The 26,663-nt window shown below is 59.8% G+C and carries 18 protein-coding genes; 10 read left to right on the plus strand and 8 right to left on the minus strand.

Features of this window, described 5'->3' with window-relative positions:
• Positions 1-143 precede the first annotated feature (143 nt).
• Together AC50YL_RS14980 and AC50YL_RS14985 are read right to left on the minus strand one after the other, a co-directional pair.
• On the minus strand, positions 144-1,766 hold the full coding sequence (locus AC50YL_RS14980) for an ABC-F family ATP-binding cassette domain-containing protein (protein ID WP_494833003.1): 1,623 nt from the start codon (positions 1,764-1,766) through the stop codon (positions 144-146).
• 66 nt (positions 1,767-1,832) lie between these two features.
• Positions 1,833-2,768 carry an MBL fold metallo-hydrolase gene (locus AC50YL_RS14985; RefSeq protein ID WP_494833004.1) on the minus strand — a complete coding sequence of 312 codons (936 nt, stop codon included), beginning with the start codon at positions 2,766-2,768 and terminating at the stop codon, positions 1,833-1,835.
• Positions 2,769-3,132: 364 nt separating this feature from the next.
• Here AC50YL_RS14985 and AC50YL_RS14990 point away from each other — a divergent pair, with 364 nt between their 5' ends.
• On the plus strand, positions 3,133-4,293 hold the full coding sequence (locus AC50YL_RS14990) for a conserved virulence factor C family protein (RefSeq protein ID WP_494833416.1): 1,161 nt from the start codon (positions 3,133-3,135) through the stop codon (positions 4,291-4,293).
• 444 nt (positions 4,294-4,737) lie between these two features.
• Here the strand turns inward: AC50YL_RS14990 and AC50YL_RS14995 are convergent, their stop codons facing one another.
• Positions 4,738-7,167 carry an alpha-L-rhamnosidase-related protein gene (locus tag AC50YL_RS14995; RefSeq protein ID WP_494833005.1) on the minus strand — a complete coding sequence of 810 codons (2,430 nt, stop codon included), beginning with the start codon at positions 7,165-7,167 and terminating at the stop codon, positions 4,738-4,740.
• 129 nt (positions 7,168-7,296) lie between these two features.
• Here AC50YL_RS14995 and AC50YL_RS15000 point away from each other — a divergent pair, with 129 nt between their 5' ends.
• Positions 7,297-8,157 (plus strand): AraC family transcriptional regulator, encoded by an 861-nt coding sequence (locus tag AC50YL_RS15000; protein ID WP_494833006.1) that lies wholly within the window; start codon positions 7,297-7,299, stop codon positions 8,155-8,157.
• Positions 8,158-8,270: 113 nt separating this feature from the next.
• Here AC50YL_RS15000 and AC50YL_RS15005 read toward each other — a convergent pair whose 3' ends face one another.
• The 4 genes from AC50YL_RS15005 to AC50YL_RS15020 form a co-directional block, all read right to left on the minus strand.
• Positions 8,271-9,047 (minus strand): transglutaminase domain-containing protein, encoded by a 777-nt coding sequence (locus AC50YL_RS15005; RefSeq protein WP_494833007.1) that lies wholly within the window; start codon positions 9,045-9,047, stop codon positions 8,271-8,273.
• 376 nt (positions 9,048-9,423) lie between these two features.
• Positions 9,424-9,966: a GNAT family N-acetyltransferase gene (locus AC50YL_RS15010; protein ID WP_494833008.1), complete on the minus strand. Its 543-nt coding sequence runs from the start codon at positions 9,964-9,966 to the stop codon at positions 9,424-9,426.
• Positions 9,967-10,351: 385 nt separating this feature from the next.
• Positions 10,352-11,356, minus strand: coding sequence for a zinc-binding dehydrogenase (locus AC50YL_RS15015; protein ID WP_494833009.1), 1,005 nt, complete (start codon positions 11,354-11,356; stop codon positions 10,352-10,354).
• 28 nt (positions 11,357-11,384) lie between these two features.
• Complete coding sequence (locus AC50YL_RS15020; protein WP_494833010.1) at positions 11,385-12,338, minus strand: zinc-dependent alcohol dehydrogenase; 954 nt, start codon at positions 12,336-12,338, stop codon at positions 11,385-11,387.
• A gap of 190 nt (positions 12,339-12,528) precedes the next feature.
• On the opposite strand from AC50YL_RS15020, the gene AC50YL_RS15025 reads away from it, so the two are divergent.
• The 3 genes from AC50YL_RS15025 to AC50YL_RS15035 all read left to right on the plus strand — a co-directional run bounded on the left by AC50YL_RS15025 (position 12,529) and on the right by AC50YL_RS15035 (position 15,044).
• Positions 12,529-13,341 carry an AraC family transcriptional regulator gene (locus AC50YL_RS15025; RefSeq protein ID WP_494833011.1) on the plus strand — a complete coding sequence of 271 codons (813 nt, stop codon included), beginning with the start codon at positions 12,529-12,531 and terminating at the stop codon, positions 13,339-13,341.
• Positions 13,342-13,500: 159 nt separating this feature from the next.
• The gene (locus AC50YL_RS15030; RefSeq protein WP_201755273.1) at positions 13,501-13,800 is read left to right on the plus strand and encodes a hypothetical protein; all 300 of its coding nucleotides are present in this window, start codon (positions 13,501-13,503) and stop codon (positions 13,798-13,800) included.
• A gap of 374 nt (positions 13,801-14,174) precedes the next feature.
• Positions 14,175-15,044, plus strand: a complete 870-nt coding sequence (locus AC50YL_RS15035; protein WP_494833012.1) for an aldo/keto reductase — start codon at positions 14,175-14,177, stop codon at positions 15,042-15,044.
• Between the two features lie 286 nt (positions 15,045-15,330).
• On the opposite strand, the gene AC50YL_RS15040 is transcribed toward AC50YL_RS15035, so the two are convergent.
• Positions 15,331-17,211: a right-handed parallel beta-helix repeat-containing protein gene (locus tag AC50YL_RS15040; RefSeq protein ID WP_494833013.1), complete on the minus strand. Its 1,881-nt coding sequence runs from the start codon at positions 17,209-17,211 to the stop codon at positions 15,331-15,333.
• A gap of 416 nt (positions 17,212-17,627) precedes the next feature.
• Between AC50YL_RS15040 and AC50YL_RS15045 the strand changes: the two genes are divergently transcribed.
• The 5 genes from AC50YL_RS15045 (at position 17,628) to AC50YL_RS15065 (ending at position 26,626) form a co-directional block, all read left to right on the plus strand.
• Complete coding sequence (locus AC50YL_RS15045; protein ID WP_494833014.1) at positions 17,628-19,973, plus strand: helix-turn-helix domain-containing protein; 2,346 nt, start codon at positions 17,628-17,630, stop codon at positions 19,971-19,973.
• Between the two features lie 352 nt (positions 19,974-20,325).
• Positions 20,326-21,255, plus strand: a complete 930-nt coding sequence (locus tag AC50YL_RS15050) for an ABC transporter permease (protein WP_494833015.1) — start codon at positions 20,326-20,328, stop codon at positions 21,253-21,255.
• A 153-nt stretch (positions 21,256-21,408) separates the two neighbouring features.
• Positions 21,409-22,227, plus strand: coding sequence for a carbohydrate ABC transporter permease (locus AC50YL_RS15055; RefSeq protein ID WP_494833417.1), 819 nt, complete (start codon positions 21,409-21,411; stop codon positions 22,225-22,227).
• 135 nt (positions 22,228-22,362) lie between these two features.
• Positions 22,363-23,934 (plus strand): ABC transporter substrate-binding protein, encoded by a 1,572-nt coding sequence (locus AC50YL_RS15060; RefSeq protein ID WP_494833016.1) that lies wholly within the window; start codon positions 22,363-22,365, stop codon positions 23,932-23,934.
• A gap of 160 nt (positions 23,935-24,094) precedes the next feature.
• Positions 24,095-26,626 (plus strand): glycoside hydrolase family 2 TIM barrel-domain containing protein, encoded by a 2,532-nt coding sequence (locus AC50YL_RS15065; RefSeq protein WP_494833017.1) that lies wholly within the window; start codon positions 24,095-24,097, stop codon positions 26,624-26,626.
• Positions 26,627-26,663: the final 37 nt, after the last annotated feature.

Below are 26,663 nucleotides of genomic sequence, written 5' to 3' on the forward strand. Positions count from 1 at the left end.
CACGTCTCTTTCTGCGGCTCGAAATAGGTCATTCGAAGCTGACGCTCACTATCTAGCGTATGAAGCGGCCAGAGGAGCAAGAACAACAAAAAAGGCCGTACTCGCGGGGAGTACGGCCTTTTTCCGATGCGCTATGAAAGGCGTTATTCAGCGGGGTACATACGCTCGCGCAGCGCTTTGACTTCCGCGCTCTCGAGGTACTCGTCGTACGTCATGATCCGGTCGATGATGCCGTTCGGCGTGATCTCGATGATGCGGTTCGCGATCGTCTGCACGAATTGATGGTCATGCGACGTGAAGATCAGCGTGCCGTCGAAATCGATCAGCCCGTTATTGAGCGCCGTGATGGATTCCAGATCCAAATGGTTGGTCGGTTCGTCCATCATCAGCACATTCGAGCCGGAAAGCATCATTTTGGAGAGCATGCAGCGTACTTTCTCTCCCCCGGAGAGGACGCTCGCTTTCTTCAGCGCTTCGTCGCCGGAGAAGAGCATCCGGCCCAGGAAGCCGCGAATGAAGCTCTCATCCTGATCCTTGGAATATTGGCGCAGCCAGTCGACCAGGTTCATCTCCACGCCGTCGAAATATTGCGCGTTGTCCTTCGGGAAATACGCCTGCGTCGTCGTTACGCCCCATTGGTACGTGCCCGCGTCGGCTTCCAGCTCGCCCGTCAACAATTGGAACAGGATCGTCTTCGGCAGCGTGTTCGGTCCGACGAGCGCGATTTTGTCGCCTTTGTTGATCGCGATCGTCATATTGTCGATCAGCTTCGCCCCGTCGATCGACTTCGTCAAGCCATCCGTCAGGAGCAATTGCTTGCCCGCCTCGCGTTCCGGCTTGAAGTTGATGAACGGGTATTTGCGGTTCGACGGACGAATGTCGTCGAGCGAGATTTTATCGAGCAGCTTCTTCCGCGAAGTCGCCTGCTTGGATTTGGATTTGTTGGCGCTGAAGCGCTGGATGAACGCCTGCAGCTCCTTGATCTTGTCTTCCTTCTTCTTGTTGGCGTCGCGCATGAGCGTAAGCGCCAGCTGGCTGGATTCGTACCAGAAGTCGTAGTTGCCGACGTACATCTGGATCTTGCCGAAATCGATATCCGCGATATGCGTGCACACCTGGTTCAGGAAATGCCGGTCATGGGATACGACGATAACGGTGCCTTCGTAGCCGCCGAGGAAGTTCTCGAGCCATTCGATCGACTGCATGTCGAGATGGTTGGTAGGCTCATCGAGCAGCAGGATCTGCGGATTGCCGAACAACGCTTGCGCCAGCAGGACGCGGACTTTCTCGTTGCCGGACAGCTCCGACATTTTCTTATCGTGCAGCTCCGGAGGAATGCCGAGGCCGTTCAGCATGCCTGCTGCTTCGGACTCCGCTTCCCAGCCGTTCATGTCGGCGAATTCCGCTTCCAGCTCGCCCGCGCGCATGCCGTCCTCGTCGGTGAATTCCGCTTTGGCGTAGATCGCGTCTTTCTCTTTCATCACTTCGTAGAGCTTCTTGTGGCCCATGATGACCGTCTCGAGCACGAGGAAATCGTCGTACTCGTAATGGTTCTGATTCAATACCGCGAGGCGCTCGCCCGGCGTAATATGCACTTCGCCGTGCGTTTGCTCCACCTCGCCGGACAAAATCTTCAGAAACGTGGACTTGCCCGCGCCGTTCGCGCCGATCAGGCCGTAGCAGTTGCCCGGATTGAATTTAATATTAACATCTTCGAATAGCGCACGCTTGCCGTATCGAAGCGTGATGCCGCTTGTACTGATCATGTTCAGGTATCCCGTCCTTCGCTAAAAAATCTTAATCATCACTCCATTATAGCATAGAAGCGCCTATTAATGCTTGACTTCCTTGTTTATCCGCCATGTCTCGCCGTGGGGAAGCACGCGCACCGTCCCGGGCTTGAGCCGCAGGCGGCGAATCTCGGCTTCCAGCCGGTCGAGCGCCTCGCGCGGCGTGTCGTCGGCGAGCTTGTAGGAGCCGTAATGCATCGGCACGAACCGGCGCGCGCCCGTATCGCGGAACGCCTGAAGCGCTTCTTCCGGCGTGACGTGCTGCGGGCCCATGAACCATTCCGGATCGTACGCGCCGATCGGCATGAGCGCCACGTCGATATCCGCGAACCGCTGGCCGATTTGCTTGAACCCGTCGAAGTACCCGCTGTCGCCCGCGAAATAGACCGTCGGCTCGTTATTCCGCTCCAGGACGAACCCGCCCCAGCGGGATGAATTCGTATCCGTGAGCGTCCGCCTGGTCCAATGCTGCGCCGGCACGAACGTAAAGGTCACGCCGCGGATGACCGACGACTGCCACCAATCGAGCTCGATGATGGAGGAGAAGCCCTTGCGCCGCAGCTTGTCGGCGAGTCCGATAGGCACGATAAGCATCTTGCTGCCCGTCAGTCTCTTCAGCGACGCGATATTCAAGTGGTCGTAATGCGAATGCGAGATCAGGATGACGTCGATCGGGGGGACGTCCGCGATCGCCAGCCCCGGCGGCACGAGCCGCGTATGGTGTGCCAGCTTTTCCGCCCAGATCGGATCGGTGACGATGTTGAGTCCGGCTAGCTGGATGAGGAACGTTGAATGGCCGATCCAGGTCAGCGTCGGCTCGCCCGCGTTGCCGTGCAGGAATGCCAGGTCGGGGGCGACCACCGGTACTTTATACGAATAATCCTTCAGCTTCATACGGCCGGAACGGGCCCTTCGCCACTGCCGGACTTCCCGGAACGTCTTGGGCACGGCGGCCGGATTCAAATTCGTGTAGCGCATGTCTCACATCTCCCGTTTCTATCGTCTGCTTTCTACCGTCTGCTTTCAACGTCTGCTGTCGATCGACTCCCCGCGTCCTGGCGCGCTTCGCTGCCGCTTGAACTGCCTCGGGCGCACGCCGGACCGCTCTCTTTCTCTCAAAGATACCAAGGTTAATTCCATTAATCAAACCCCGAAGGCGGCGGAAACCGGGCGTTTTGTGAACGGAAAGCGAATCCTGCGCCCGCGCGGCGAAGGAAACGGGGGTACGCCGAAGAAAACGAAAGGATCGTCCCGCCGCCGGGAAACCTGCGGTTTGAGATTAGCGGGCCGGATGGTTTACACTGTTAACGTACGAATGACGGGGAACCGGAGGCGAAACGAAATGAAATTGATCGGCATTGAACCGACGCCAAGTCCAAATACGATGAAATTGAACGTTGACGATAAACTCGCGCCCGGGCAGCGCATCAGCTACGCGCCGGGCGATGCGGCCGGCGCGCCGGAGCCCTTGCGCGGCCTGCTGGCCATCGATGGCGTGCGCGGCTTGTTCCGCACGGCGGATTTCATCGCGCTCGACCGGAAGCCGGGGGCGGACTGGGAGCGCATCCTGACCGCGGCGCGGCAGCTGCTGCAAAGCGATGAAGCCGGCGCCGCCGGGGGCGACGGCCCCGGGCCGGGCGCCGCCGAGGCTTTCGGCGAGGCGCACGCGTTCGTGCAGCTGTATCGGGGCATCCCGATGCAGGTGCGCGTGCGCACGCCGGGCGGCGAGTCGCGCGCCGCGATGCCCGCGGCCTTCACGGAGGCGGTCACCCGCGCGGCCGCCGCTTCGATGATCCGCGAGCGGAAGCTGGAGGAGCTCGGCGTCCGCTACGGCGAGCCGGAGGAGATCGCGGCGGAGCTCGTGCGCGAGCTGGAAGCCGCCTACCCGCAGGAGCGGCTGGAGGCCCTCGTCGAGGCGGCGCTCGCGCTCGGCGCCGCCGGGGAAGGCGAAGCCGCGGCGGCGCCCGTCGTGCGGCCCGCGCCGCTGACCGCGGAGCAGCTCGCGGAGCGGATGGCGGACCCCGACTGGTCGGTCCGCTACGAAGCGCTCGACCGCACGGCGCCCGAGCCGGCGATGCTGCCGTCGCTCGCGAAGGCCATCGCCGACGATAACGCCTCCATTCGGCGGCTGGCCGTCGTGTACCTCGGCGAGCTGCGCCTGCCCGAGGCGATGCCGCTGCTGTTCGCCGCGCTGCGCGACGCGTCGGCATCCGTCCGCCGCACCGCCTGCGACACGCTGTCCGATCTCGGCGACCCTGCCGCGATCGGTCCGATGATTCAAGCGCTGGCGGACCGCAACAAGCTGGTCCGCTGGCGCGCGGCGCGCTTCCTCTACGAGGCGGGCGACGACACCGCCGTCGCGGCGCTCGAGCAAGCCGCGGCCGACCCGGAATACGAGGTCAGCCTGCAGGCGCGCATCGCGCTGGAGCGCATCCAGCGCGGGGAGGAAGCCGCCGGCTCCGTCTGGCAGCAGATGACCCGCAGCCGCGAGGGCGGGGAGTAGCGCCTGCGGCGATTGGCCCGTTAAGCGTAATCAGCGCGCTTGGCTGGGTTCTCGCCGATACGCGTACACGCTTCATGCTCGGCAGAAGAGCCGTCTATACGCGCAATAACGGTATGCGCAACAAAGTTTGCAACTGATACGCATTTACGCCGCACGCACGGCAGATAGCCGTCTTTGCTCACATCAGTGATGCACGCGGCAGATTCAGCGACTATGCCGCTCGCAGGAACGGCTAAGCCCTTCCAACGAACAAGGCCTCCATTTCCGCAATTAGGCGGAAGCAGAGGCCTTGTTCGTTTTTAACATCCTGTTTCAAGCTGACATTCGGCCTAGCAGCCCAGCAAAATCAGGCGTAAAAGGGTCGTGCACCGGCGCGGTTCAGCCAACAAGGTCGAGACCCGGCGCGCGAACAAGCGTCGTCCAGCCCTGCCGCGTCCGCTCCAATCATCCAACGGTCGCGTCCAGCGGGCACGACGCCGCGATATCCGTTTGGGCGAATTCATGCACGGTACCGTTCGGCAGCGCGACAACGGCCGGGACGCCTGCCGGAACGCTCGCCCGCAGCTCGAAGCGGCCGTCCTTGATGTCCCACCGCACGCGGACCTCGCCTTGGCGCGTCGGGACGACGCCTTCCGCCCATTCCTGCCCGGCGGGCTTCGGCGCGATGCGGATCGCTGCGAAACCCGGCTTCTCCGGCTGTACCCCGAGCGTTTCGGCCGGGTACTCGTACAGCGGCAGCGCGCTCCAGCCATGACAGTCGCTGCGCTGCTGGACGGGATCCTCGACCCACGCGGTAAGGCCAAGCGCAATCTGATCTTTCCAGGGCTGCCACAATTCCGCCGTGCGGCCGTAAAGCCCGGTCATCGCCAGCGCTCGGAACAGGAAATGGCTCATGGAAAAGGACGCTCGCGCCAGATCCCGGCGGGCCAGCATCCGCTCCATTAAGCCCGTCGCTTCCGCGCCTTCCGCCGCTCCGGCAAGCACCGCCCAGATCTGCGCGTGCTGGCTGAACATCGGCACGGACGGTCCGTCGCGGAACAGCCCGCTGTCTTGGTCGTAGCAAGCGGCGCGAACCGCTTGGTTCACGGATTGCGCCCGCGCGCGGTATTCGGCCGCCGTGTCCCGGCGGCCCGCCGCCTCGTTCAGCTCGGCGCCTTGGATCAGGGAAGCCGCATACATCAGGTTGTATACGGTAAGCGCGCCGGATAACCTCGCCGTAGGAGCGCCGGCGGTCGATTGCCACGTATCCACCCAGTCGACGAAGGCCCAATAAGGCTCGGGAATATAACCGACGAGTCCGTCCTCCGTCAAACGCTCGAACCAGCCCAGCACCGCGTCGACGGTCGGCAAATACCGGCGCACCAGCGCACCGTCGCCGAAATGCGCGTAATGATCGCGGACCATCTGCACCCAAAACAGCGCGAAGCCCGGGATAACCTGCCGCGATACGGACGGGTACCGGCTCTGCAGCATGCCCGACGGGAGCAGCGAGCTGTGAAAATCATGAATCGTCTTGCGGCCCAGCCGGTCGTCTCCGCCGACCGAGTAAGCGAACAGCGCCTGCGATTTGGCGTCCATGATATACTGCATCTGCTCGTAGTACGGCGTATCCTCGAACGTATCCTGCATGCAGTTTTGCAGCGTGTTCAGGCTGATCCGCCACATGGCCTCCGATTGCGGATCGGAGCTCCGGACGAAGCCGGTTTCCCGCAGCGGATACCCGGTCTCGCGCCAGCCCAGCCGCGCGAGCGTAAGCGGTTCGTCGCCTGCATGGATGCCGAGCCGGACGAAACGGAACGCGCGCCTCCCCATAGGCTCGTAGATTTCCGGCGCCCCGGGGCTGCCCCAGCCTGCCGGCGAATAACGATCGGCGTTGCCATGCAGCGCCTTGCCTTCCGGATCGTCGCGGACGGCTTTCCGATTGCCTCCGTTATGTCGTTGTTCCCCGTATTCGTAAGCTTCGGCGTAAAGCAGCTCCACGCGCCCGGCGCCTCCGCCCCAAACCTGCAGCTGCGGATAGCCGGTCGTGAGCGCGCCGGCGTCCAGCTCCAGCCAGGCGGATTCTCCCGCCTTCAGCTCAAGCGGAAACAAGCCGCTGACGTCATTCGGCTTCGCGTTCGCGTCGGCATTCGGCTTCAAGGCAATCACGTCGGCACTCGCCGCCCCTTCAATGCCGGACGCGCGCATCACCCGGTTGAACTCGCGATCAGTCTCGCGCATCGGCGGGATCGGCCGCGGCTTCAGCTGCCACGGAAGAAGCTGGCCGTAGAGCCGGTCGAGCGCCTCCAGCGGCTTGGCGCAGACGGGCCACGCCGAGTCGTCGTAATCCGCTTCGCGCCAGCCGGCCGGGACAAGTCCGCCCTGCACCTCCTCCGTCCCGCCGACGAACAGCGTATGCGTCTCTTTCTGAACGATAACCGCTTCGCATGGAAGGAGCCGCCAAGAGCCGTCGGTGTCCAGCTGCTCCAGTACCGCTCCGTTCTCTCCCTTGCGGGCGCCCTGCAGCCAGAATCCGCCGGCATCCGAGCGCCATTCCGACAGCGGGCCGCCGTCCGATGCCCCGCCGGTCAACAGGCTCGGGTAATGCACGACCTCCGCCGCGATGACGTTCCGCCCTTTCCGGAGGTATGGCGTCAGATCGACCGTATCGTAGTAGTGGCTCCAATCGTCGCCTTTGCATGGCCCGCGCAGTACGAAGGTCCCGTTCACGTACAGGCGGTATTTGCTGTCGGCCGTCACTTCGATCGTTATCTCTTCCTCGGCTCCCTTGCTGTCGAATGTCTTGCGGAACAGCGTTCTGCGCTGCGCGCGCCCCGTTTCGCCGCGATTTTCCGGCCATATCCATCGTGCCGTCCATGCATGCCGATGTTCCATCGTGCACATCCTTCCGCATCCGTATATGAAAGCGCTTGACATTCTCATTATAGGGAGATAAAACGAGTAGTAGAGGGGTTATCGACTCATATTCGGGGTGAATCGGCTCCCGTTGCCGGAGGTGGTCGCATGAAAACGGAAAGACGGTTCACGCACGCGCAGCTCATTCGTTCGGAAGAGCGGATTCGCATCCATTTGCTGAATAACGGGATTTACCGCTCCGTCGGAAAGCATGGACACGACTTCGTGGAGCTGCTCTATATCCGTTCCGGCAAAGCGGTGCATAGGCTGAACGACAAGTCCTTTCGCGCCGGAGCCGGGGACGCGTTCGTCATCCAGGCCGGGGATACGCATTCGTTCGAGCCGATCACGCCGTTTTTCGAATGGATCGACTGCATGTTTCTGCCCGAATTCATCGATTACGACGTGCGCTCCCTGCTGTCCGACCGGAAATACTTCGCCAGCGACGGGATGGAGATCGACTACCTCATGGGGGCCATGCTGCGGGAATACGGGGAGAAAAAACCGGCCTACCTGACCAAGCTGAGGGGATACCTGCTCGCGCTCCTCGCGGAATTGGGCCGCCAAGGCGAACAGGCCGAAGACCGACATTACGGCAGCCGAAAAAAAACGCGGCTCCTGCAGGAGGCCGTCGAATACGTCCACCTGCATCACCGCGATAAAATCAATCTGGACGCCGCCGCCGCGAAGCTCGGCATCAGTCGCAGCACGCTGAACCGCCTGTTCCGGAGCCACGCGAACGACAGCTTCGCCGGTTTCGTCAACGCGTACCGGTTGGAGCGAAGCAGCCTTCTGCTCCGCTCCGGCGAGCTGTCGATCCGGGACGCCGCGCTGGAATGCGGCTTCGCCGACGGCAAGCATTTCCGCACGCTATTCCGGCGCCGGTTCGGCATGACGCCGGGCGAGTACCGGCGGGCAACTGCCGACGGCGCAGCGCAGCCGCCTGACGACCCGCCGCTGCCAGGATGATCTCCGGTTCGCGCGACGGCCGTCGTTAATCGCCGCTGGATTGCCTTCGGCCGATCCCCCGTCCGCGCCGCTTCGCCTTTGCGGCCCGTTGCCCGCAACCTTGCGCAATCGGCTTAACCCGCTGCCGGATAGCTTTTCGTCCATGCATGATCCTGTCTCATCTGCGCATCCGTCTTCAGAAAATACGCGTAGCTCGCGATTCCCGGACGGTCTGGCACGGGATCGTCCCATGTCGCGTCCATATGGAGCCAGCGGCCGTCCACCTTCACGAGATTCCAGACATGGCTGCCCGAACCCGCGCTGCCCTCCACGATCCGCGTCTCGAAGCCCGCGAGCTTCAGCATGCGGTACGCCAGCAGCGAATAGCCTTGGCAGACCGTGCTGCCGGTCGTCAATGCGTCGTAGGCGGTGTAATGCTGCAGCGTCGTATCGTACGCGACATGCGTGACGATCCAGTCGTGAATGGCGCGCACCCGGCTACGCTCGTCTCCGGCGTCTTCGAGGATCGCCGGCAGCACTTGACTCAGCTTCGCGTCTACCAGCGCCGTCTCGTCCGCGGTTTCGCGGTAAGTGACCGTCAATTTGATTTTGGCCGCCGCGCTCCACGTGCGAATCGTATATAGATAAGCGTCCACGTTATACGCCACGTAATCGTCCCTGGCGAAAATTTGCTTGAGCAGCTCGCCGATATTCGCCGACAGTTCCTTGCGGTCTCCGACGTAGTCGAAGCTGATCTCGGTCTTGCGCTGCTCCAGCTGCGCGAATATCGACGCGCTGAGCTGGTCCAGCGTCTGCTCGGAGGACGCCACGCTGATATGGTGATCCTCGGAACCCAGCCCGACGAAAATAACCGCGGCGATCAGCGCGACTCGAACGATCCACTTCATCATGCGTCCTCCTTTTCCCCCGCCGACCTGTTTTTCCCTCTATTATAACCAAGATATGGCATGTTTGAACATGCTATTCGTCCCTTTCGCCCGCGATCCGGCTCATCCTTTCGCCGCAATGGCACGACTGCCGGAGGCGGCGCCTGTCGCCCGTCGTGGGTACGGCGCTCGCCGGCCTCCCGTATCAGCAACCCTTTGCAGCCGCTCGAACCGTACAAACGACAAAAAAGGATGCTCCCGCGGGCATCCTTCCGATTGCTATCGTGCTCGTATCATCGCTCGTCCACCGGCTTTAACCGGCAATGTGCGGGTCCTTGTTCAGACCGAACGCGGCGTTTGTGCCGCTGTCCGCCGCCTTCCGATCCGATCGGCGCCTGGCTTACCTTTCGGCCCTCTGCCCTGCTTCATGTCCATCCGACTGCGCTTGGTTAAGATCCGGCATGACCGTCTTGCGCAGCACGTGCATCATCCCGTCCCCGTTCCCGGGATCGAAGGAGTGGAACCGCTCATACCCCCTTCGCTCGTACATCGGCAGCAGCCAAGGATGTTTCTCGGCCGTGGCGAGCGTCACGCCTGGTGCGCCCGTTTGCTCCGCGACCGTCCGTTCCACCCAGTCCAGCAGCTTTCCTCCAAGCCCCTGCCCTTGGAATGCGGGATCGACGGCGAACCATTTCAGGAACGGCCAATCGGTCAAATGTTTCAACTCGGTTCCCTTGGAAAGCGTCACCGTCGCTCGAACGTCGCCGTCGACTTCAAGCACGAAGCAGTCGTTCTTGCGCACGTTATCCTCGATCAACGCCAAGTCCGCGTTGGCCGCCGGCCAATGCAGCTCCAGTTCGCGAATCGTCTCGTACGCATCGTAAGTAATCGCAAGCAGTCGTTCCGCGTCCGCCTCCGTTGCCAATCTGATTCGTTCAGTCATCGGTTTCACCTCTTCTTCTTCGTTGTCCTCAACTGATTATACCGCTGCGCGGCTTCCGACACGAATCGCGCGAAGCTTCGGCGTCCGCCTGCAGATGCCGCCCGACGTTATCGGGCTGCGGTCGATGCAGAAGGTGCCGACGCGCCGCCTCTCCCGAGCCGAGTAACGCGAAAGCTCTCGCCGCCCTGCATGCCAAAAAGCCGGGCTCCAAGCGATTGCGCTTGAGCGCTCCCGGCTTCCGGCATTCCAGTCAGCCTCCGTTAAAATCCGATTAATTTCGTTGGATTTTAAGGATATCCTACAGGCTGCGCACGTTATCGTCTAATCGGTCTTTTCTATCGGTGCATCGAAACGTTCGATAAGCTTGATCTTCCGGCAACGCGTTTCATGACGACCCCCATTCCAGCACGACGCCCAAACACGGACTTCCCGGCGCGGTGATCAGTTCCCACGCTTTCGCGGCCTCGCGCGCCGCAAAGCGGTGGGTTATGAGCGGCTCCGTCCGCAGCCAGCCTTCGGCGATGCCGCGGATCGTCTCGTCCATGCGCGGCTTCGTCCAGCCGGAAGGCGCGTGCAGCGTGATTTCCTGCTCGCGCAGCGTCTGGATGTCGACGGTCCCGTTCTCGCCGAGGTAGCCCGCCGAGACCAAATGGCTGTCGCGTTTCATCAGCGGCTGGAGCGACCGGAACGTCTCGAGGCTGCCGACCGTATCGACGACGATCTCGACGGCTGCGCCGACTTCGCGCAGCGTCGCCGCCGGGTCGGAGAGGCGGCCGTTCAGCGGAATCGCGTAGCCGCCGGCCTCCGCGAGCCGAAGCCGCTCTTCCCGGCGGCCCAACATGTACACGGACGCGCCGCGCAAGTGCAGCGTTTGCGCCGCCCATTGTCCGACCAGCCCGTCGCCGACGACGACGGCGATGCCGCCCGGCGCCACAGGCGGCCGGATGCCGCAGTTATAGCCGACCTGCGTCAGCACGGCGCCCGAATACGCGATGTCCGGCACGTCCGCTTCCGGCAGCTTCCACACCTGGCTTCCGTCCGTGACGGCCGGGTTGACATGCCCCCCGAAACCGAAGAACATCCCTTCGATCCGGCTCACCGTGGCGAATACCCGGTCCCCCGGCTTGACATGCGCGACGGCGCTGCCGACCTTCACCGCGCGGCCGACCTTCTGGTAGCCCGCCACCTGCGGGAAAGGCCACGGATCGCCGGGCCGGTAAGGCACCTCGCCCGATATGCGTTCGCCGCGGAAGAAGGAAGATTCCGTGCCGATGCTGATCCATGAATAGTCCACTTCGATGACCACGTCCTGCTCGCGGGGTTCCGGCACCTCTACCTGCCTGAAGGCTGCCTGCAACCGATTTCCAAATACGACCGCTTCCGCTTTCATCGCTGCTCTCCTCCTCTTAATGCGATCGTTATTCGAACGCTTCCTGCGGATTGAAACAAATTTTCACCGCCTGCTGCGCTTTGAGCAGCGCGACCGCCGCCGCGTAATCCTTGAACGACATCTGCCGCGTCTGCAGGATCTCCGTATTGAACGAAGGCCGGCTCAGCGCATCCAGCAGCAGGCGGCGGCAGCGCTCGTCGACCTGGCGGTATTTGTACGATTCCAGGGTGACGCCCTTGAACCAAAGCTCGTCCTTGTAGGTCACGCTGCCGCGGAGCACGCCGAAGACGACGACATGCTCGTTCGTCCGATCCAGCACGTTCTGCACGGATGCCGCCGCGCCCACGCAATCGTAGCCGAGGTCGAACGTCCGCTCCCCGAGACTCTCCGCCGGCACGGCTTCGCCGATGCCGAGCGCCCGAACCGTATCTACCCGTTCGGCGTTGACGTCGATGGCCGTCACCTTCGCGCCCCATAGCGACGCCAGCTGCATCGCCAGAATTCCGGCGGGGCCGAGCCCTGCGACCAGCATCGTTTTACCCTGCAGATCCTTGAACTGGTCCAGTCCGTACAGGACGCATTTCAACAGCTCGGACGAGACGGCCTTCTTATCGGACACGGCATCCGGCAGCTTCAGCAGGTCCCGCTCCCGATAAGCCATATACTGCGCGTAGGCGCCTTGGCCCGGAGACAGATGCTCCAACGCCGCGACCCGGTCTCCCGGCGCGAAGCCCGTCACGCTCGAGCCGACCGCTTCGACGACGCCGACCGCCTCGTGCCCGGGAAAGCCCGGCGGCAGCGGATAATCCGGCGGCCGGGTCGCATCGAACATATCGTAGCCGCCGAGCATGCTGAGGTCCCATCGGGGACAGGTCGATACTAGCGTGATCCGGACCAGGACCTGGTCGTCTTTCAACTCCGGCACGGGAATTTCGACGATCTCGTACGCGCCGGCGCCATGAATTTGCAATGCTTTCATCATCCGTTCATCTCCTCGGCTTCCGCCGTTCGCTTGCCGGCGGCTTTAGGCTAAGAATAAGCGTTTTCATGTTGAATCGTCTTTGCACTTCGTTGCCATGATTTCCGCAGGGCCAATGATTTCGCTATATACGCAGCCCGGCCGCCGTAGTATCATTTGCACAGAATTGACATTGTGCGGGAGCGTGAAGACCATGCTGCTCAGAAAACACGGTTTTGCCGAGAACGCCGGAGGCGCCGGCGGACGCGCGGGGGGCGTTCATCCGTACTGCGAGCTGCTGTGCGTCCTGGAAGGCGAAGCGGATCTGGAATGGTCCGGCGTGACCTACCGGGCCAACGGCACGGCCTTGTTCGTCCTGCTGCCGAATACGCCGCACGCGCTTGTTCAGCGCTCGCATGCGCTGCGCTATTGGTTCGCGGAATTCCATGCCGGCGACGGCGACCCGCTTCCGGGCGTGGACGTCATCTACGAATGGAACGGGCTTCAAGGCGGCATCGACTGGACGTCCGGCCCGTACCCCGCGCTGCGGGCGGCGCTTGAAGCGGCCGACGCGTTGATTCGGACGGAGCACGCGCTGCCCTGGGACAATTTCCTCGAGGCGCTGGTCTCGGACCTGCGCAAGCTGCTCTTGCTGATCGACGGCATCGCCGCGGCCGCGCGGCCCGCTCCGTCGCGCTCCTCGAGCGAGGTTCTCGTGACGGAAGCGCTGCGTTTCCTGGAATCCGTCTTTCCCCAGCCGATCACGCTGCAAACCATCGCCGATTATACCCATTACAATCCTTCCTACCTCGTAAGGCTGTTCCGGCAGCACACCGGCAAGACGCCGTTCGGCTATCTGAACGAGCTGCGGCTGAATGCCGCCTCGGAGTATCTGCTGCGCTCGGAGATGACCGTCCAGCAGGTCTCGCAGGCTTGCGGCTTTCAGAGCATCCATTATTTCAGCCGTTCGTTCAAACGGCGTTTCGGCTCGGCGCCGAGCGAGTGGCGGCGGAGCAAACGGCTCTGACGCCCGTTCGGCAGCCGCAGCCGGCAACATCTCCGGCATTCGTCATGACCCGGCATCCGTACCGGAAGGCCATTGTCCTTCCATGGCATCCATACAGACAACTCCAATTCTCTCGACATACAATGTATGGAATCGAGCGAAAGAGAGGAGATGAACAAGATGAGTTATATGAATCCTTATAACCCAACTAACGTCATGGGTGCGGCAGACGCCAATTTCTGCCCGGACTGCCCTACGCAAACCGTATACGATCCGCCGGTCACTTTATATGAAAACTACTACCATCCTCAATTGGTCAACGTCATCCAGCCGATAGAGGTCGTCAAACAACATCACTGCTGCCCGGTATATCACAAATCCTGCGTATACTCCGAAAAAGACGTCATGGTCCGCGTTTCCAGCAAACGCGCTAAAACGTCTTCCAAAACATCCTCCAAAAAACGGTCCAAAAAACGTTGATAACCCGCACTCCCGCATGCAGCCGACAGGATACGTGGCAGCGGATCTAATCCAAGACGCAGCAGCATCTACCAAGCGAAAAGTCCGGCACCGACGGTGCCGGGCTTTTTGTTGCGGCGGAAAGCGAGCTGAGTGTCCGAGGCCGTCGTCCCGAGAAGCCGCGCAAGCGAAGACGTTGCCGGTGCCAAGCAATAACCGCGCCGCGAAGATGGGCCGCTTGCCCGCGGAATCCGCGCAGCAGTACAAGCCCTTGCTCCTCGCCGCGCGATTTGCAATTGTTTCCTTGCTGATCTACAATCTTGGCACCGGCACCTACCGGACAGTTCACCGCCTTGCAATCTCATCAATACATTTTCGTATCGGAGGTATTCACGATGACAACCCCGCAACAAACCGCAGCCGCTTCGGGCACCTACGCGATCGGCGGCGATCTTCAAGTCAATCGGCTTGGCTACGGCACCATGCAGCTGACCGGCCCCGGCGTATGGGGCGATCCGAAAGATCCCGAGGAAGCCGTTCGCGTGTTGCAGCGGGCCGCCGAGCTCGGCGTCAACTTCATCGATACGGCCGATGCTTACGGCCCGTTCACCGCGGATCTGCTGCTGCGCAAAGCGCTCCATCCCTATAAGAAAGACCTTGTCATCGCGACGAAGGCCGGTTTTACCCGCTCCGGCCCGGGCGACTGGCGGCCCGTCGGCCGTCCGGAATATTTGCGCCAACAGACGGAGCTGAGCCTGCGCCATCTGGGCTTGGAGCGCATCGATCTCATGCAGCTGCACCGCATCGATCCGAAGGTGCCGCTCGAAGAGCAGATCGGCGAGCTTGCCCTGCTGCAGCAGGAAGGCAAGATCCGCCATATCGGGCTGAGCCAGGTCAGCGTCGAGGAGCTGAAAGCCGCCGGCGCCATCGCGAAGATCGCGTCCGTGCAAAATTTGTACAACCTGTCGAAGCGCGACTCCGAGGATGTCCTGAACTACGCGGAAGCGAACGATATCGCGTTCATTCCCTGGTTCCCGCTCGCGACGGGCGCGCTTGCCAAGGAAGGCGGTCCGCTCGACGCCATCGCGAAGAAGAACGATGCCCAGCCGTCGCAGATCGCGCTGGCTTGGCTGCTGCAGCGTTCTCCCGCGATGCTTCCGATTCCGGGAACATCGAGCGTGGCGCATGTCGAGGAAAACATCGCCGCGGCCGGCATCGCGCTCAGCGACGAGGATTACGCCGCGCTGTCCGGCTTGGCGGGATAAGCGCAAGCCCGCATTCGCCGAAAAAGGCCATTCAGGTCCCGTCCTGAATGGCCTTTTTCGTGCGCCGTTCGCTGCGCGCTTCATTGGCGCCGGAGGCGCAACCGACACGCTCGACGTCGTCGTGGAGAAAGCCGGAAGCCCCAGCAATATGCGGCGTTGCTCGTCAGATGCAGTACGCTGGCGACGGGACGGTATTTATTGCTTGCGTTCGGAGAGGCCGACAAGGCTCCCGCCTGCCGCGATCGCCGCGGCACCAAGGCCCTTCCCTGAATGCGGCATCGGCTGCCTATTCTCCCTCCTCCAGCGCCTGCCAGCCCAGTCCCCACACCGGCGAATCCGGGCGGAACCGGAATCGCCCCGGCGCGATCTCGTCCAGCAGCGGCTGCGCCGTGACGACGGTGCGGGCGTCGAACCGTCCGCCGAGGAACGCCCGCCACGCTTCCCACGGAATCGGATGCTTCCCGTACGTGTCCCCGCCGCGGAAGCCCGTGACCGTCGGCGCCGCGCCGTCCGAGCGCCAGAACAGGTTACCGTCCGCTTCCTTCAACCGCGCATCGTCCCAATTAATGAAGTGGTACAGCTGCTCGCCGGAGTCGATGACGGCGTTGCGGAGCACCGTTATGTCGCGATTCGGCTCGCCGGCCATCTCCTGCGTGCCGATGGCCGCCTTGGCCCCGTTCCGGAAGAACAGGTTGTTCTCGACGACGTTGCCGACTCCCTTGGCGAAGACCACGAACCAGAGCGAGCCTTTGCCGGCGCCGAACAAATCATGCACCACGTTACGGGACACCAGAAACCCGTCCGCGGCGTCGTCCAGATAAATGCCGTAGCCAACGGAGAAATAAATGCCGCTGTCGTGGAACCGGTTGCCGACGAGCGAATTGCCAAGCCCCGCTCCCCAAGCTTCGAACATGCCGCCGTCTTGGCTGTCGCGCATCACGTCCGAAATATCGTTCCCCGCGATTCGGTTGTTTCTCGCATGCAGAAAGTCCCAATGATTGTCCCACGTTACCTCGGTTCCGTAATACGCCGGTTGCATCGCGTTATGGCGTTGCCCCTTGAGCGAGATGCCATAGCGAGGCATCCTTGAAATCGCATTGCGCGTAATGGCGCAACCGCCGCTCTGGTAGAGCTGAACGCCGGAACCATGACCGATCAACTCCCCTCCGTCCCGAATCGTATTGCCGCTAATCACATGACCGTTATTGATATCGGAAGCGGCCGGATCCGCAAAATCGCCTTCGCCGGGCGCCATGCCGATGGCATAGATGCCGTTGAAGCCGATGTGCTCGATGACGTTGTTCTCGAGCGTTATCTTCCGGCAATGCCGATCGAGAAGAACGCCGCTCAATCCTGCGTTGCGCAAGATGCAATCGGCGATCACGATTCGCTCCGCGCCCGACACGCGCACCAGTGCTTCGCGGGCATCTTCGCGCTCGCAATTGCTATCGGGCATCCGATACGAGGGCAAGAAGTCCGACATTTCGACCGTCAACCCATGGAACTCCAAGTCATGCACAATGCTATTGCCGCCATCGACGACTAGCACGCTCTTCATCAGAGGCAGTACAATCTCCTGCTCCTTGATCGGCAGCGTGCGCGGCATATAGTAAACGTAACCAGCTTGCTCGTCACGATAGAATTCGCCTGGTTCGGTCAACAGTTCGCGAGCGCCTTGCAGCCGATAACGCGAACCCGCGTCGATTCCCCACGGAGATGGATCTCGGAACGCGATCGTGCCGTTCTCCTGGTCAACCGCGATTGTCGGCTTCAGTTCGGTGAACCAGTTCCATTCCCCTTCGCCCGGCCATATGAATACTTTCAGTCCTCCGGATACGGGATTAGCCATTGCGGGAAGATCGCCAGGCCCGCACCGGAATCCTTCCCTGCTGTCGCCGGACCATTTGCCTGCTGCCACATGATACCCTTGCTTCGGGCTCCTCGCTTCCTGCGCGCGTTCGCCGTTCTCGAACAGCGTATAGCCCGCGCCCTGCAGCAGCGCTGGCCCGATGTGGCACCGATAGACACCGTCGCCCGCATCCTCCCAAGCCGTTAATCGACGTCCTCCCGCAAGCACGGGACAAGCACCCGGCAACGTTCGATATACGGTTTTTCCTTCAGCGCCGCATCCGGAATCGCGAGCGTCGAACGTCAATGGTTCCTCCAACAGGAGTCGTCCTTCTCCCAACCAGACCGTGATCGGTCCCTCGTATCCACCGGCGCGGACCTTCCGGACGGCACGCTGTGCGGATGAGATATCCTGCCATGGACGATCGGATGATCCATCCGATTCCTCTCTGTCTTCCCGCTCCCTTTCAAGCTCACGTAAAGAAAAATTTACATAATATTCCACATGCTCCGTATCAACAGCCACGCGTTCCAACTCCCTTCCGCACTAGCATGCCAGACGCAGACGCCTTCTCCTACTGCGACAATTGCTCAACGTTGTTGCGCCGGCTGTGAATTTCATCAATCCCTGCGCGCCGTGCGCAGGAAATCATAAATATCATAGTGGCGCTACGACCGCCGCTATGCGATGCTTGCTATATGTGAAGCAGCCGTTCGAAGGGGGAACTTACACAGATGAAAATGCTCCAATTTTACAAATCCAAACGGTACTTGCTGCGCATGCTCCTGTCCATTACCGTCCTGCTCGTCATTCTTCTCTCCCTCTCCTCTGCCATACTTCACTACAGCGCGGAACAACGCGTGCTGCAGATGCAAAAGGAAGCCAATACGAAAGTCATGAGCCAGATCAATCATAACTTGACGTTCATGCAAGACATCGTCAATAACCTGACCTTGTCTCTCTACAACGACGAGCGCTTCTATTCCCCGCTGATGTCTACTTCCGAACAGGAAGACATCGATATCATTTATTCCATGAATCTCTTGAATCGCGTCATGGATTCGCAATCGTTCCTGCATTCCATCCTTGTCTACAACGGTCATACCGATCATACTTACGGACTCGGTCCGCTCGCGAGCGAAATGCAGGACAGCTATATAACGCCGAAATTGGAAGCCATGCTGAAACGGCCCGAGAAGCTTCCCCAGCTGGAATTGATTCCAATGAACTTCAGCGGCCGCAAGAACGGCGTCGACTTCTTCTCCGTCGTTATTTACGAATCGTTCAACAGCACGAACGACCACGAAAGCGCCATCGTACTGAACGTGAAGCCGGAATGGGTATTCGACAACTTGAAGGTCGTGAACGGCTTCTCCTCGCCGGATCAATCCAGCATCTTCTTGATGGATAAGAACGGCGGGTTCATTCTGTCCGGCGACGAGAAGAATTTACCTGACTTGAATAATCTCCGACAAACCATGCGGAGCGATCCCGAGGAAGCTTCTGCGAATATCGGCTTCTTCTCGCACAAGTTCCCCGGCCAAGGAAAATCGATCATCAGCTACATGACGATGGGCGTCGCGGAATGGAAAGTCATCAGCGTGCAGCCCTATGACGCCGTGCTAGGCGGGATCTCGAAAATGCGCGAAACGTTCGTCATCGTCATCATCAGCTTTCTCTTGTTCGGCATCGTCACCTCATTCTTCCTGGCCCACAAGCTCTACCGTCCGATCGAAGCGCTGCTCTCCCGCGTTAACCGGCTTAAAGCCGCGGACGACGATTCTCCTGTACCGGCGCGAGATGAACTGGCCTATGTCGGAAGCGTTTATGGACGCATGGCGGAGAAGCTGATCGAGGTTACCGACGAGAAAGAGAAACAGCAAACGATCGTGCGGCAATCCTATTTGCGCAGCATCCTGAACGGAAGCGGTTCGTTCAGCCGCCATCAGTTGGAATCCTGCATCGAGAAATACGCGCTGCACATCGATCCTGCAGGTCCTTATCTCGTCGCGATCGTCAAAATCGACGATTACGCCGTCGTTCAGGCCCGTTCAAGCGAGACGGAACGCAAGCTTTACGAATTCGCGATCGCGAATATTGCCGGGGAAATAGTCTCGCCTCTGCGTATCTCTTGCGAGATGATCGATGCTCGCGGCGACCATCTCGTATTGTTGCTTAGCGGCGGCGCGCTTGGCGCCGAACTCGCGGAATTGCCGGACAATCTGCGCCGGCTCCAAGATATCATTCTGGAGTATTACAAGCTATCGCTCTCCCTTGCGTTCAGCGAAATATCGAAGTCGCATGACGCCATATCCAATCTGTACGCGGATGCGCTGCATTACTCCCTGTACAAGATTTTGTTCGGAAAACGTTCGCTCATTACGCCGGATCTCGTCCGCACGAACGTGGCTCACACCGAATACGCCGTCTCGGCCGACAGCGAGAAGAAGCTCGCCGAAGCGATCAAGACGAACGATCTCGCGGCGATGGAAACGGCCGCCAACCAATTGCTAGCGCCGCTCCATGCTTGCCATTACGACCATATCGTCCACGGCGTGCTGCATCTTGTCGAGATTATCAAATCGACGATTCGCGAAATCAACCAGCACCGCATCTCCTCTTTGCCGATCGATCTGAGCACGTTGAGCAGGCAAGCTTTGGATCAAGAAACGATAGCCGAGGTAGCCGCGCTGCTCCGCGCGACGTTGCAAGACATTCACGAGAAACGCCGCGGATCCGAACAGGAACCGAATGTCGCCATTATTGAAGCAATAAAGGATATCATCGAGAATCAGTACGCCGACATGAACCTTAGCCTGCAAGGCATCTCGGCAACGCTGAAGATGACCTCCGCGTACGTCGGCCGCATCTTCAAACAAAGCGAGCTCGTCTCCGTCGGGGAGTATCTGAACGAAGTGCGGCTCACCCACGCGCGCGTGTATTTGGAAACGAAAAGCTTCAGCATCAAGGAAATCATGGAGTTGGTCGGCTACGTCAACGAAAGCACGTTCTTCAAGCTCTTCAAGAAGAAATACGGCGTCACGCCGAAAGAATACCGGCTTAAGAGCAATATCGGCTAGCGATTTCGCCAAACAAGCAGCCTTTCACGGGCACGAATCCGACTCGCCATTCATTTGCCGCCAGATCGACGTCTAATCTTCCCAAGCCCTGCGGCTACTATAGCCGCAGGGCTTCTTCGTGCCGATAGGATCTATCGGGAGCTCGGTATTCTGACACGCGCGATTGCCCGGAATTGGTACAAAAGCCTCATGAACCCCGACAAATCCTCTCATTTTCGACATTCCCGCAGTCATTCGCAATAATCACAGTCGCCGATGAATGAACTTAACGATTGCACAGTTGCCGGCATAGCCGCTCCGGTGACATGATGGCCTCACGGACATCGTCCAGTCATTCCCCGGAGGTAAAGGCATGATCAAACCAAGTAATACACGATCGCAATGGTTTCACCTGAAGAAGAACTCGGAGTTGCTGCTGCTGTTTCTACCGGGCGCGTTGCTCGTCCTTCTCTTCGCTTACGTCCCGATGCTCGGGGTCGCTCTCGCCTTCAAGGACTTTCACTACGATCTCGGTTTCTGGGATAGCCCTTGGGTCGGTTTTAACAATTTCAAGTTCTTCTTCGTATCCGACACGGCAACGCTGATTACCCGCAACACGGTCGTCTATGGGCTTACCTATATGATCCTTACGACCGTCGTCGCGCTGCTGTTCGCGATATTGATGAACGAAATGGGCAAACGCTGGCTGCGCATTCATCAAACGGCGATGTTCATTCCCTATTGTCTCTCCTGGGTCGTCGTCAGCTACGTAGCGCTTGCGCTGCTCGACACGCAGAACGGTTTCCTTAACAAATTGCTGGAGACGCTCGGGCTGTCGACGCATATGTGGTACCTGGAGACAACCCCTTGGCCATATATTCTCATTTCAGCTTACTTATGGAAGAACGTTGGTTTCTCGACGCTTGTCTACTTCGCCGGCATTATGGGCATCAACCAGGAATACTACGAAGCCGCCAAGATCGACGGCGCATCCCGCTGGCAGATGGCGACGAAGATTACGTTACCGCTTCTCTCTAATCTCGTTACGGTGCTCATCATTCTGAGCATCGGCCACATTTTCGTCGGCGACTTCGGTCTGCATTACTTCATTCCGAACGATAGCGGCATGACCTATCCGACGACCGATATTATCGATACGTACGTTTATCGGGCTCTTCGCGTGAATGGCGATATCGGCATGTCGACCGCAATCGGTCTTTACCAATCCATTGTCGGCCTCGTGCTCGTCATCATCGCTAACTACGTCGTTCGCAAAATCAACGATGAGAACTCGCTGTTCTAGAAAGGAGCTTCCCTCGCAATGAATACAACGCCGCAATCGCTTGCCGCCAAAACCGCCAAACCTGCCAAAATTCGGGCAACCGGCGCCCGCAGGGAGCCGTTCTCGATCTTCAATCTGCTGTCGCATCTCTTATTCATCTGCGTTACTTTGGCCATGATCGTTCCCTTCGTCCTCATTATCTCTATCTCGTTCACGGAAGAATCGTCGATCGTGGAACATGGTTATCAACTCCTCCCGATGGATTTTACGACCAAAGCTTACCGCTATGTTTTCGAAGCGCCGCTGGTTCTCTACCGCGCTTACGGAGTGACGATCTTAACGACCGTCATCGGGACGCTGCTATCGTTGCTCGTAACGGCCATGCTCGGGTACGTGACCGCCCGTCGCGACTTCCGCTATCGCACGCCGGCTTCCTTCTTCGTCTTCTTCACGATGTTGTTTAACGGCGGTCTCGTTCCGTCCTACATTCTGGTCAAACAATACTTGCATCTGGACAATACGATCTGGGCGCTGATTCTCCCAGGTCTCGTATCGCCCTTCTATATCATGGTCATGAAAGGCTTCATGTCCAAGATTCCGTTCGAGATTATCGAATCCGCCAAGATCGACGGCGCTCGGGAATTACGCATTTTCTTCACGATCGTCTTGCCATTATCGACTCCGGCACTTGCGACATTAGGACTGTTCCTTTCTTTCGGCTTCTGGAACTCCTGGTTCCCGGCGCTGCTCTATATCGACAACGAGAAGCTCATTCCGATTCAGTTACTGCTCGTCCGCATGATGCAGAAGCTCGAGTTCCTGACCAGCAACAGCGACTTCATCAGTCAATTCGGCACGGATACCAGCAAGTTTCCATCGCTGTCCGCCCGGATGGCCATGGCGATTCTTGCCGGCGGCCCGATGGTCTGCATCTTCCCGTTCTTCCAGAAGTACTTCGTCAAAGGCTTGACCGTCGGCTCGCTGAAAGGCTAGTTCGGCCCGAATATCGTTTTCATGGTTATTGCCGGCGTACAGGAATAAAGGGGGTAACGTAGAAGTACATTACAGCCGGCATTAGCGTTGAAATAGAGCACTCCCAAACAAACAACATTTCAAGGAGGTCCATCCATGAAAGTCTGGAAACGTTCCATGGCCCCGGTTGTGCTGGCCAGCCTAATGATCATGCTTCTCGTAAGCGCTTGCGGAAGTAACAACAATTCTACAAACACCGCAGCGAACAACACGAAAAACAACGCAAATGCGGCAACGAACACCGATACGACTACGAATACGGACACGAATGCAGCAACATCGGACAATACGACTACGCCGGCAGAACCGCCGGTCGAATTAAGCTACTACTACATCGTTTACGAAATGCCGGCAGACCAACAAGAAGTCGAAGACGCGATCAACGCTTACATCGAGCCGAAGATCAACGCCAAGATCAAACTGAAACCGGTTCTTGAATCCGGTTACAAAGATAAGATCAACACCATGCTCGCAGCGAACGAAGCTTTCGATATCCTCTGGACATCCAACTGGGGCGGCGGCGATTACGACAACAAAGTAGCCAAAGGCGCTTTGATGCCGCTCAACGATTTGCTCGGCAAGACGCCTGACCTGAAAGCGGCGATTCCGCAAGTCGCATGGGACGACACGATGGTCGACGGCAAAATCTACGGCGTGCCGAACATGCAAATCGCGGCCAAAGCCGACGGCTTCGCGATCCAGAAGCGTTTCGTCGATAAGTATAACCTCGACCTTAGCAACATCAAGACGCCATTGGACATCGAGCCTATTTTGAAAACGATCCACGAAAACGAGCCGGATATCATTCCGATCGCTTCGACCAGAAACATGTTCGACTTCGGACGCGAATTCGGTTACGCGCCTCAGGGCTACAAAGTCGGCGACCCGAGCCATAAAATCATCAATGCGCTCGATAAACCGGAAGAAATCACTTTCCTCAACACGGTACGTAAATGGTATCAAGCCGGCTACATCTACAAAGACGCAGCCACGATGAAAGACGACGCGCTCGTCTCCCTGTTGAATTCGGGCAAAGTCGCCGTCGAATGGAACACGACGATGAAACCGGGCGGCGAAATCGACGACGCGAAGCGTTTCGGCAACAACGATATCGTCTACGTACGCGTTTCCGAGCCGGAATTCACGGGCGTTCGACCAACGATGAACTCCATCAGCAACACGTCCAAGAATCCGGAGAAGGCGTTGGAGTTCCTGCAACTGACATCGACGGATCCTGCGCTCTTCAACCTGCTTACATTCGGCATCAAAGATAAACACTACACGGTCGTTGGCGACAACACGATCAAAATCAACCAAGACGGCGGCTACAAAGGCGACCAAGGTTGGGTATTCGGCAACGTTCTGATCGGCTACCTCAAAGAAGGTCAACCGGCCGATACGTGGGAGAAGACGAAACAACTTAACGAAACGGCGAAACGTCCCGAGATGGCCGGCTTCAACTTCAATGTCGAGCCCTACAAGACGGAATCCGTTAACCTCTTCGCGGTCAACGAGCAATACGGCAAGGCGCTCAGCAACGGCGCCGTCGATCCGGCGAAGGTATTGCCGAAGTATAAAGCCGCGCTGAAGAAAGCCGGCGAAGACAAACAAACGGCCGAAATGCAGAAGCAAGTTGACGAATGGTTCGCAGCGCATCCGCAACAATAAGCGAGCGGCTCAGGCAAACGCTTAAGCAGACTCGAATAGGCAAGACGTAACGAAGACCGCTTCCCGTTGTCGGGAGGCGGTCTTTCGCTAAATATACCATCAAAGTCGCACTGATCTAACGAGAACATGATGAAAACTTCACTTGGAGGTATGATTCCACATGACTGATAGGCTAGACCAAATAGCTGCAACCTGCGCGCCATCGCAACGCAGCCGTGAATCTTTCGATGGGGATTGGCATTTCCGGCGCGGCGAGCTTCCGATCCGTTATGCCGTCAAAGCCGGCATGACCGGCGGACTGACCGACTGCGGCTCGCGCGAGGACGGCGAATGGCTGCAGATTGCTTATGTCGACCGCGAAGACGGCGATATTCCCGAAGCCGCGGAATGGGCATCGGTACGTATCCCCCACGACTGGGGCATCGACGGCCAATACGCCAACGACCCGAACCTCGGTTCCCGCTCCGGCAGCCACGGCTATTTGGAAGTTGGTATCGGCTATTACCGCAAGCGCTTCGCTATTCCATCCGAAGACCTCGGAAAACGGATCTCGCTTCGCTTCGACGGCGTGACGGGAAGCTCCGCGGTTTGGCTGAACGGCCATCTGGTCGGCGAACATTTCGGCGGCGCCTCCTCGTTCAGTTACGATATTTGCGATCTTCTTCGCTATGGGACGGAAGGCGACAACGTCGTGCTCGTCAAAGTCGACGCGACGATTCTTGAAGGCTGGTGGTACGAGGGCTGCGGCATCTACCGCCATCTCTGGCTCGAGCGCACCGATCCCGTGCATGTAGCGGAGTACGGCACTTACGTGACGACGCCAGTGATCGCCGCGGATGGCAGCACCGCGGAAGTGGCCGTCGCGACGACGGTCAGGAACGATTCCGGCCTTCGCCGGGTCGTGCGCGTTCGTACCTCCCTTCTCGCCAAGGACGGCGATGAGACGCTGGCCGAAGCAGAGTCCGCGACGGTTGGGATTGCGCCGTATTCGGAAACGGAAGTCCATCAGCGGCTGGCGCTGGCAGCACCGATGCCGTGGGCGCCCGAACACCCTCATCTATACAGGGCCCTGAGCATCATCGAGGAATTGTCCAGCGCTTCCGATTCTGTGTCGGATGCGGATGAAGGACCCGTCGAGCTGCTTACCGCACGAGACGATGTCCGGGTAGACGTCCGGCTCGCCGATCGCTACGAGACCGTCTTCGGCGTGCGCAGCATCGCCTTCGATCCGTCGCGCGGCTTCCTGTTGAACGGCAAGCCGTACCTGATCCGCGGCACGAGCAATCATCAGGATTTTGCCGGGGTCGGCGTAGCGCTTTCGGATGCCCTGATCGCCTACAAGCTCAAGCTGTTGAAGGAAATGGGCTGCAACGCCTACCGCAGCGCCCATCATCCGCCGACGCCGGAGCTGCTGGCGCTGTGCGACGAGCTGGGGCTGCTCGTCATGAACGAGAACCGCAAGCTCGACAGCACGCCGCGCGGGTTGGACCACCTGCGGCGCATGATCCTGCGCGACCGCAATCATCCCTGCATCGTCCTCTGGAGCCTGGAGAACGAAGAGGTGCTGGAAGGCACCGCGACGGGCAGCCGCATCCTGAAGCGGATGGCGGGCGAAGCGAGGCGGCTCGACCCCGCCCGTCCGACCGCGGCGGCCATGAACCACGGCTGGCATGAAGGCGATTACGCGGACCAGGTCGACGTCGTCGGTTACAATTACGGCCACCGGGGCTCCGCCGCGGACGGCCGACGCCGCTTTCCCCGCCGCGCGCAGATCGGCAGCGAATCCGCCAGCTACACGACGACCCGGGGCGAATATGCCGACGACCCTGCCTCCGGCTACGCATCTGCCTACGGAACGAGCATCCCGTCTTGGGGCTGCTCCCCTGCCGTCAGCTGGCAGGCCGTGCTCGACGACCCGTCCCTGACGGGCGTGTTCCTGTGGACGGGATTCGATTACCGGGGCGAACCTACGCCGTACGAGTGGCCGTGCATCAATTCCCACTTCGGCATCATGGATACGTGCGGCTTTCCGAAGGATGTCTATTACGAGGTGCAGGCGATGTGGAAGCCGGAGCCGCTCGTGCATGTCATGCCCCATTGGAACTGGGCCGGGCGCGAAGGGGAAGAAATCGAGGTTTGGACGTACGGCAACTGCGACTCGGTGGAGCTTTGGCTGAACGGCAGGCTGCTGGGCGAACAAGCGCGCGAAGGGCTGTCGCCGATCAAATGGGCCGTTCCCTACGAGCACGGGACGCTGCGGGCCATCGGCAAAAACGGCGGCGTCCGGGCCGCGATCGCCGAACGCGCCACCGCGGGAGCCCCGAGCCGCATCGTCATCGAAGCCGACCGGACGCACTTGAACGGCGACGGCACCGATGTCGCCGTCCTCCGCGTATCCGTCGTCGATGCGGAAGGGCGCATCGTGCCGACCGCGGATTCCTTGATTCGGTTCGAACTGTCCGGCCCCGCATCCGTCCTCGGAGTAGGCAACGGCAACCCGAGCAGCCACGAGCCCGACAAGGCCGACCGCAGGCGGGCGTTCAACGGCCGCTGCCTCGCGCTGATTCAACCGTCCGGGCTGCTTGGCGAAGCTTCGGCGAACATTCGGGTTAAAGCGGTATCGTCCGGTCTGGTTCCGGCGGAGTTGATACTTACGGCTGCCGCCGCCGCAGGCGCGCACGGTCGTCCTTGACTGCTTCCGAACCAATGAAAAAGGGCTCTTCCCTCCG

This window comes from Paenibacillus sp. J22P277, from assembly GCF_059383675.1.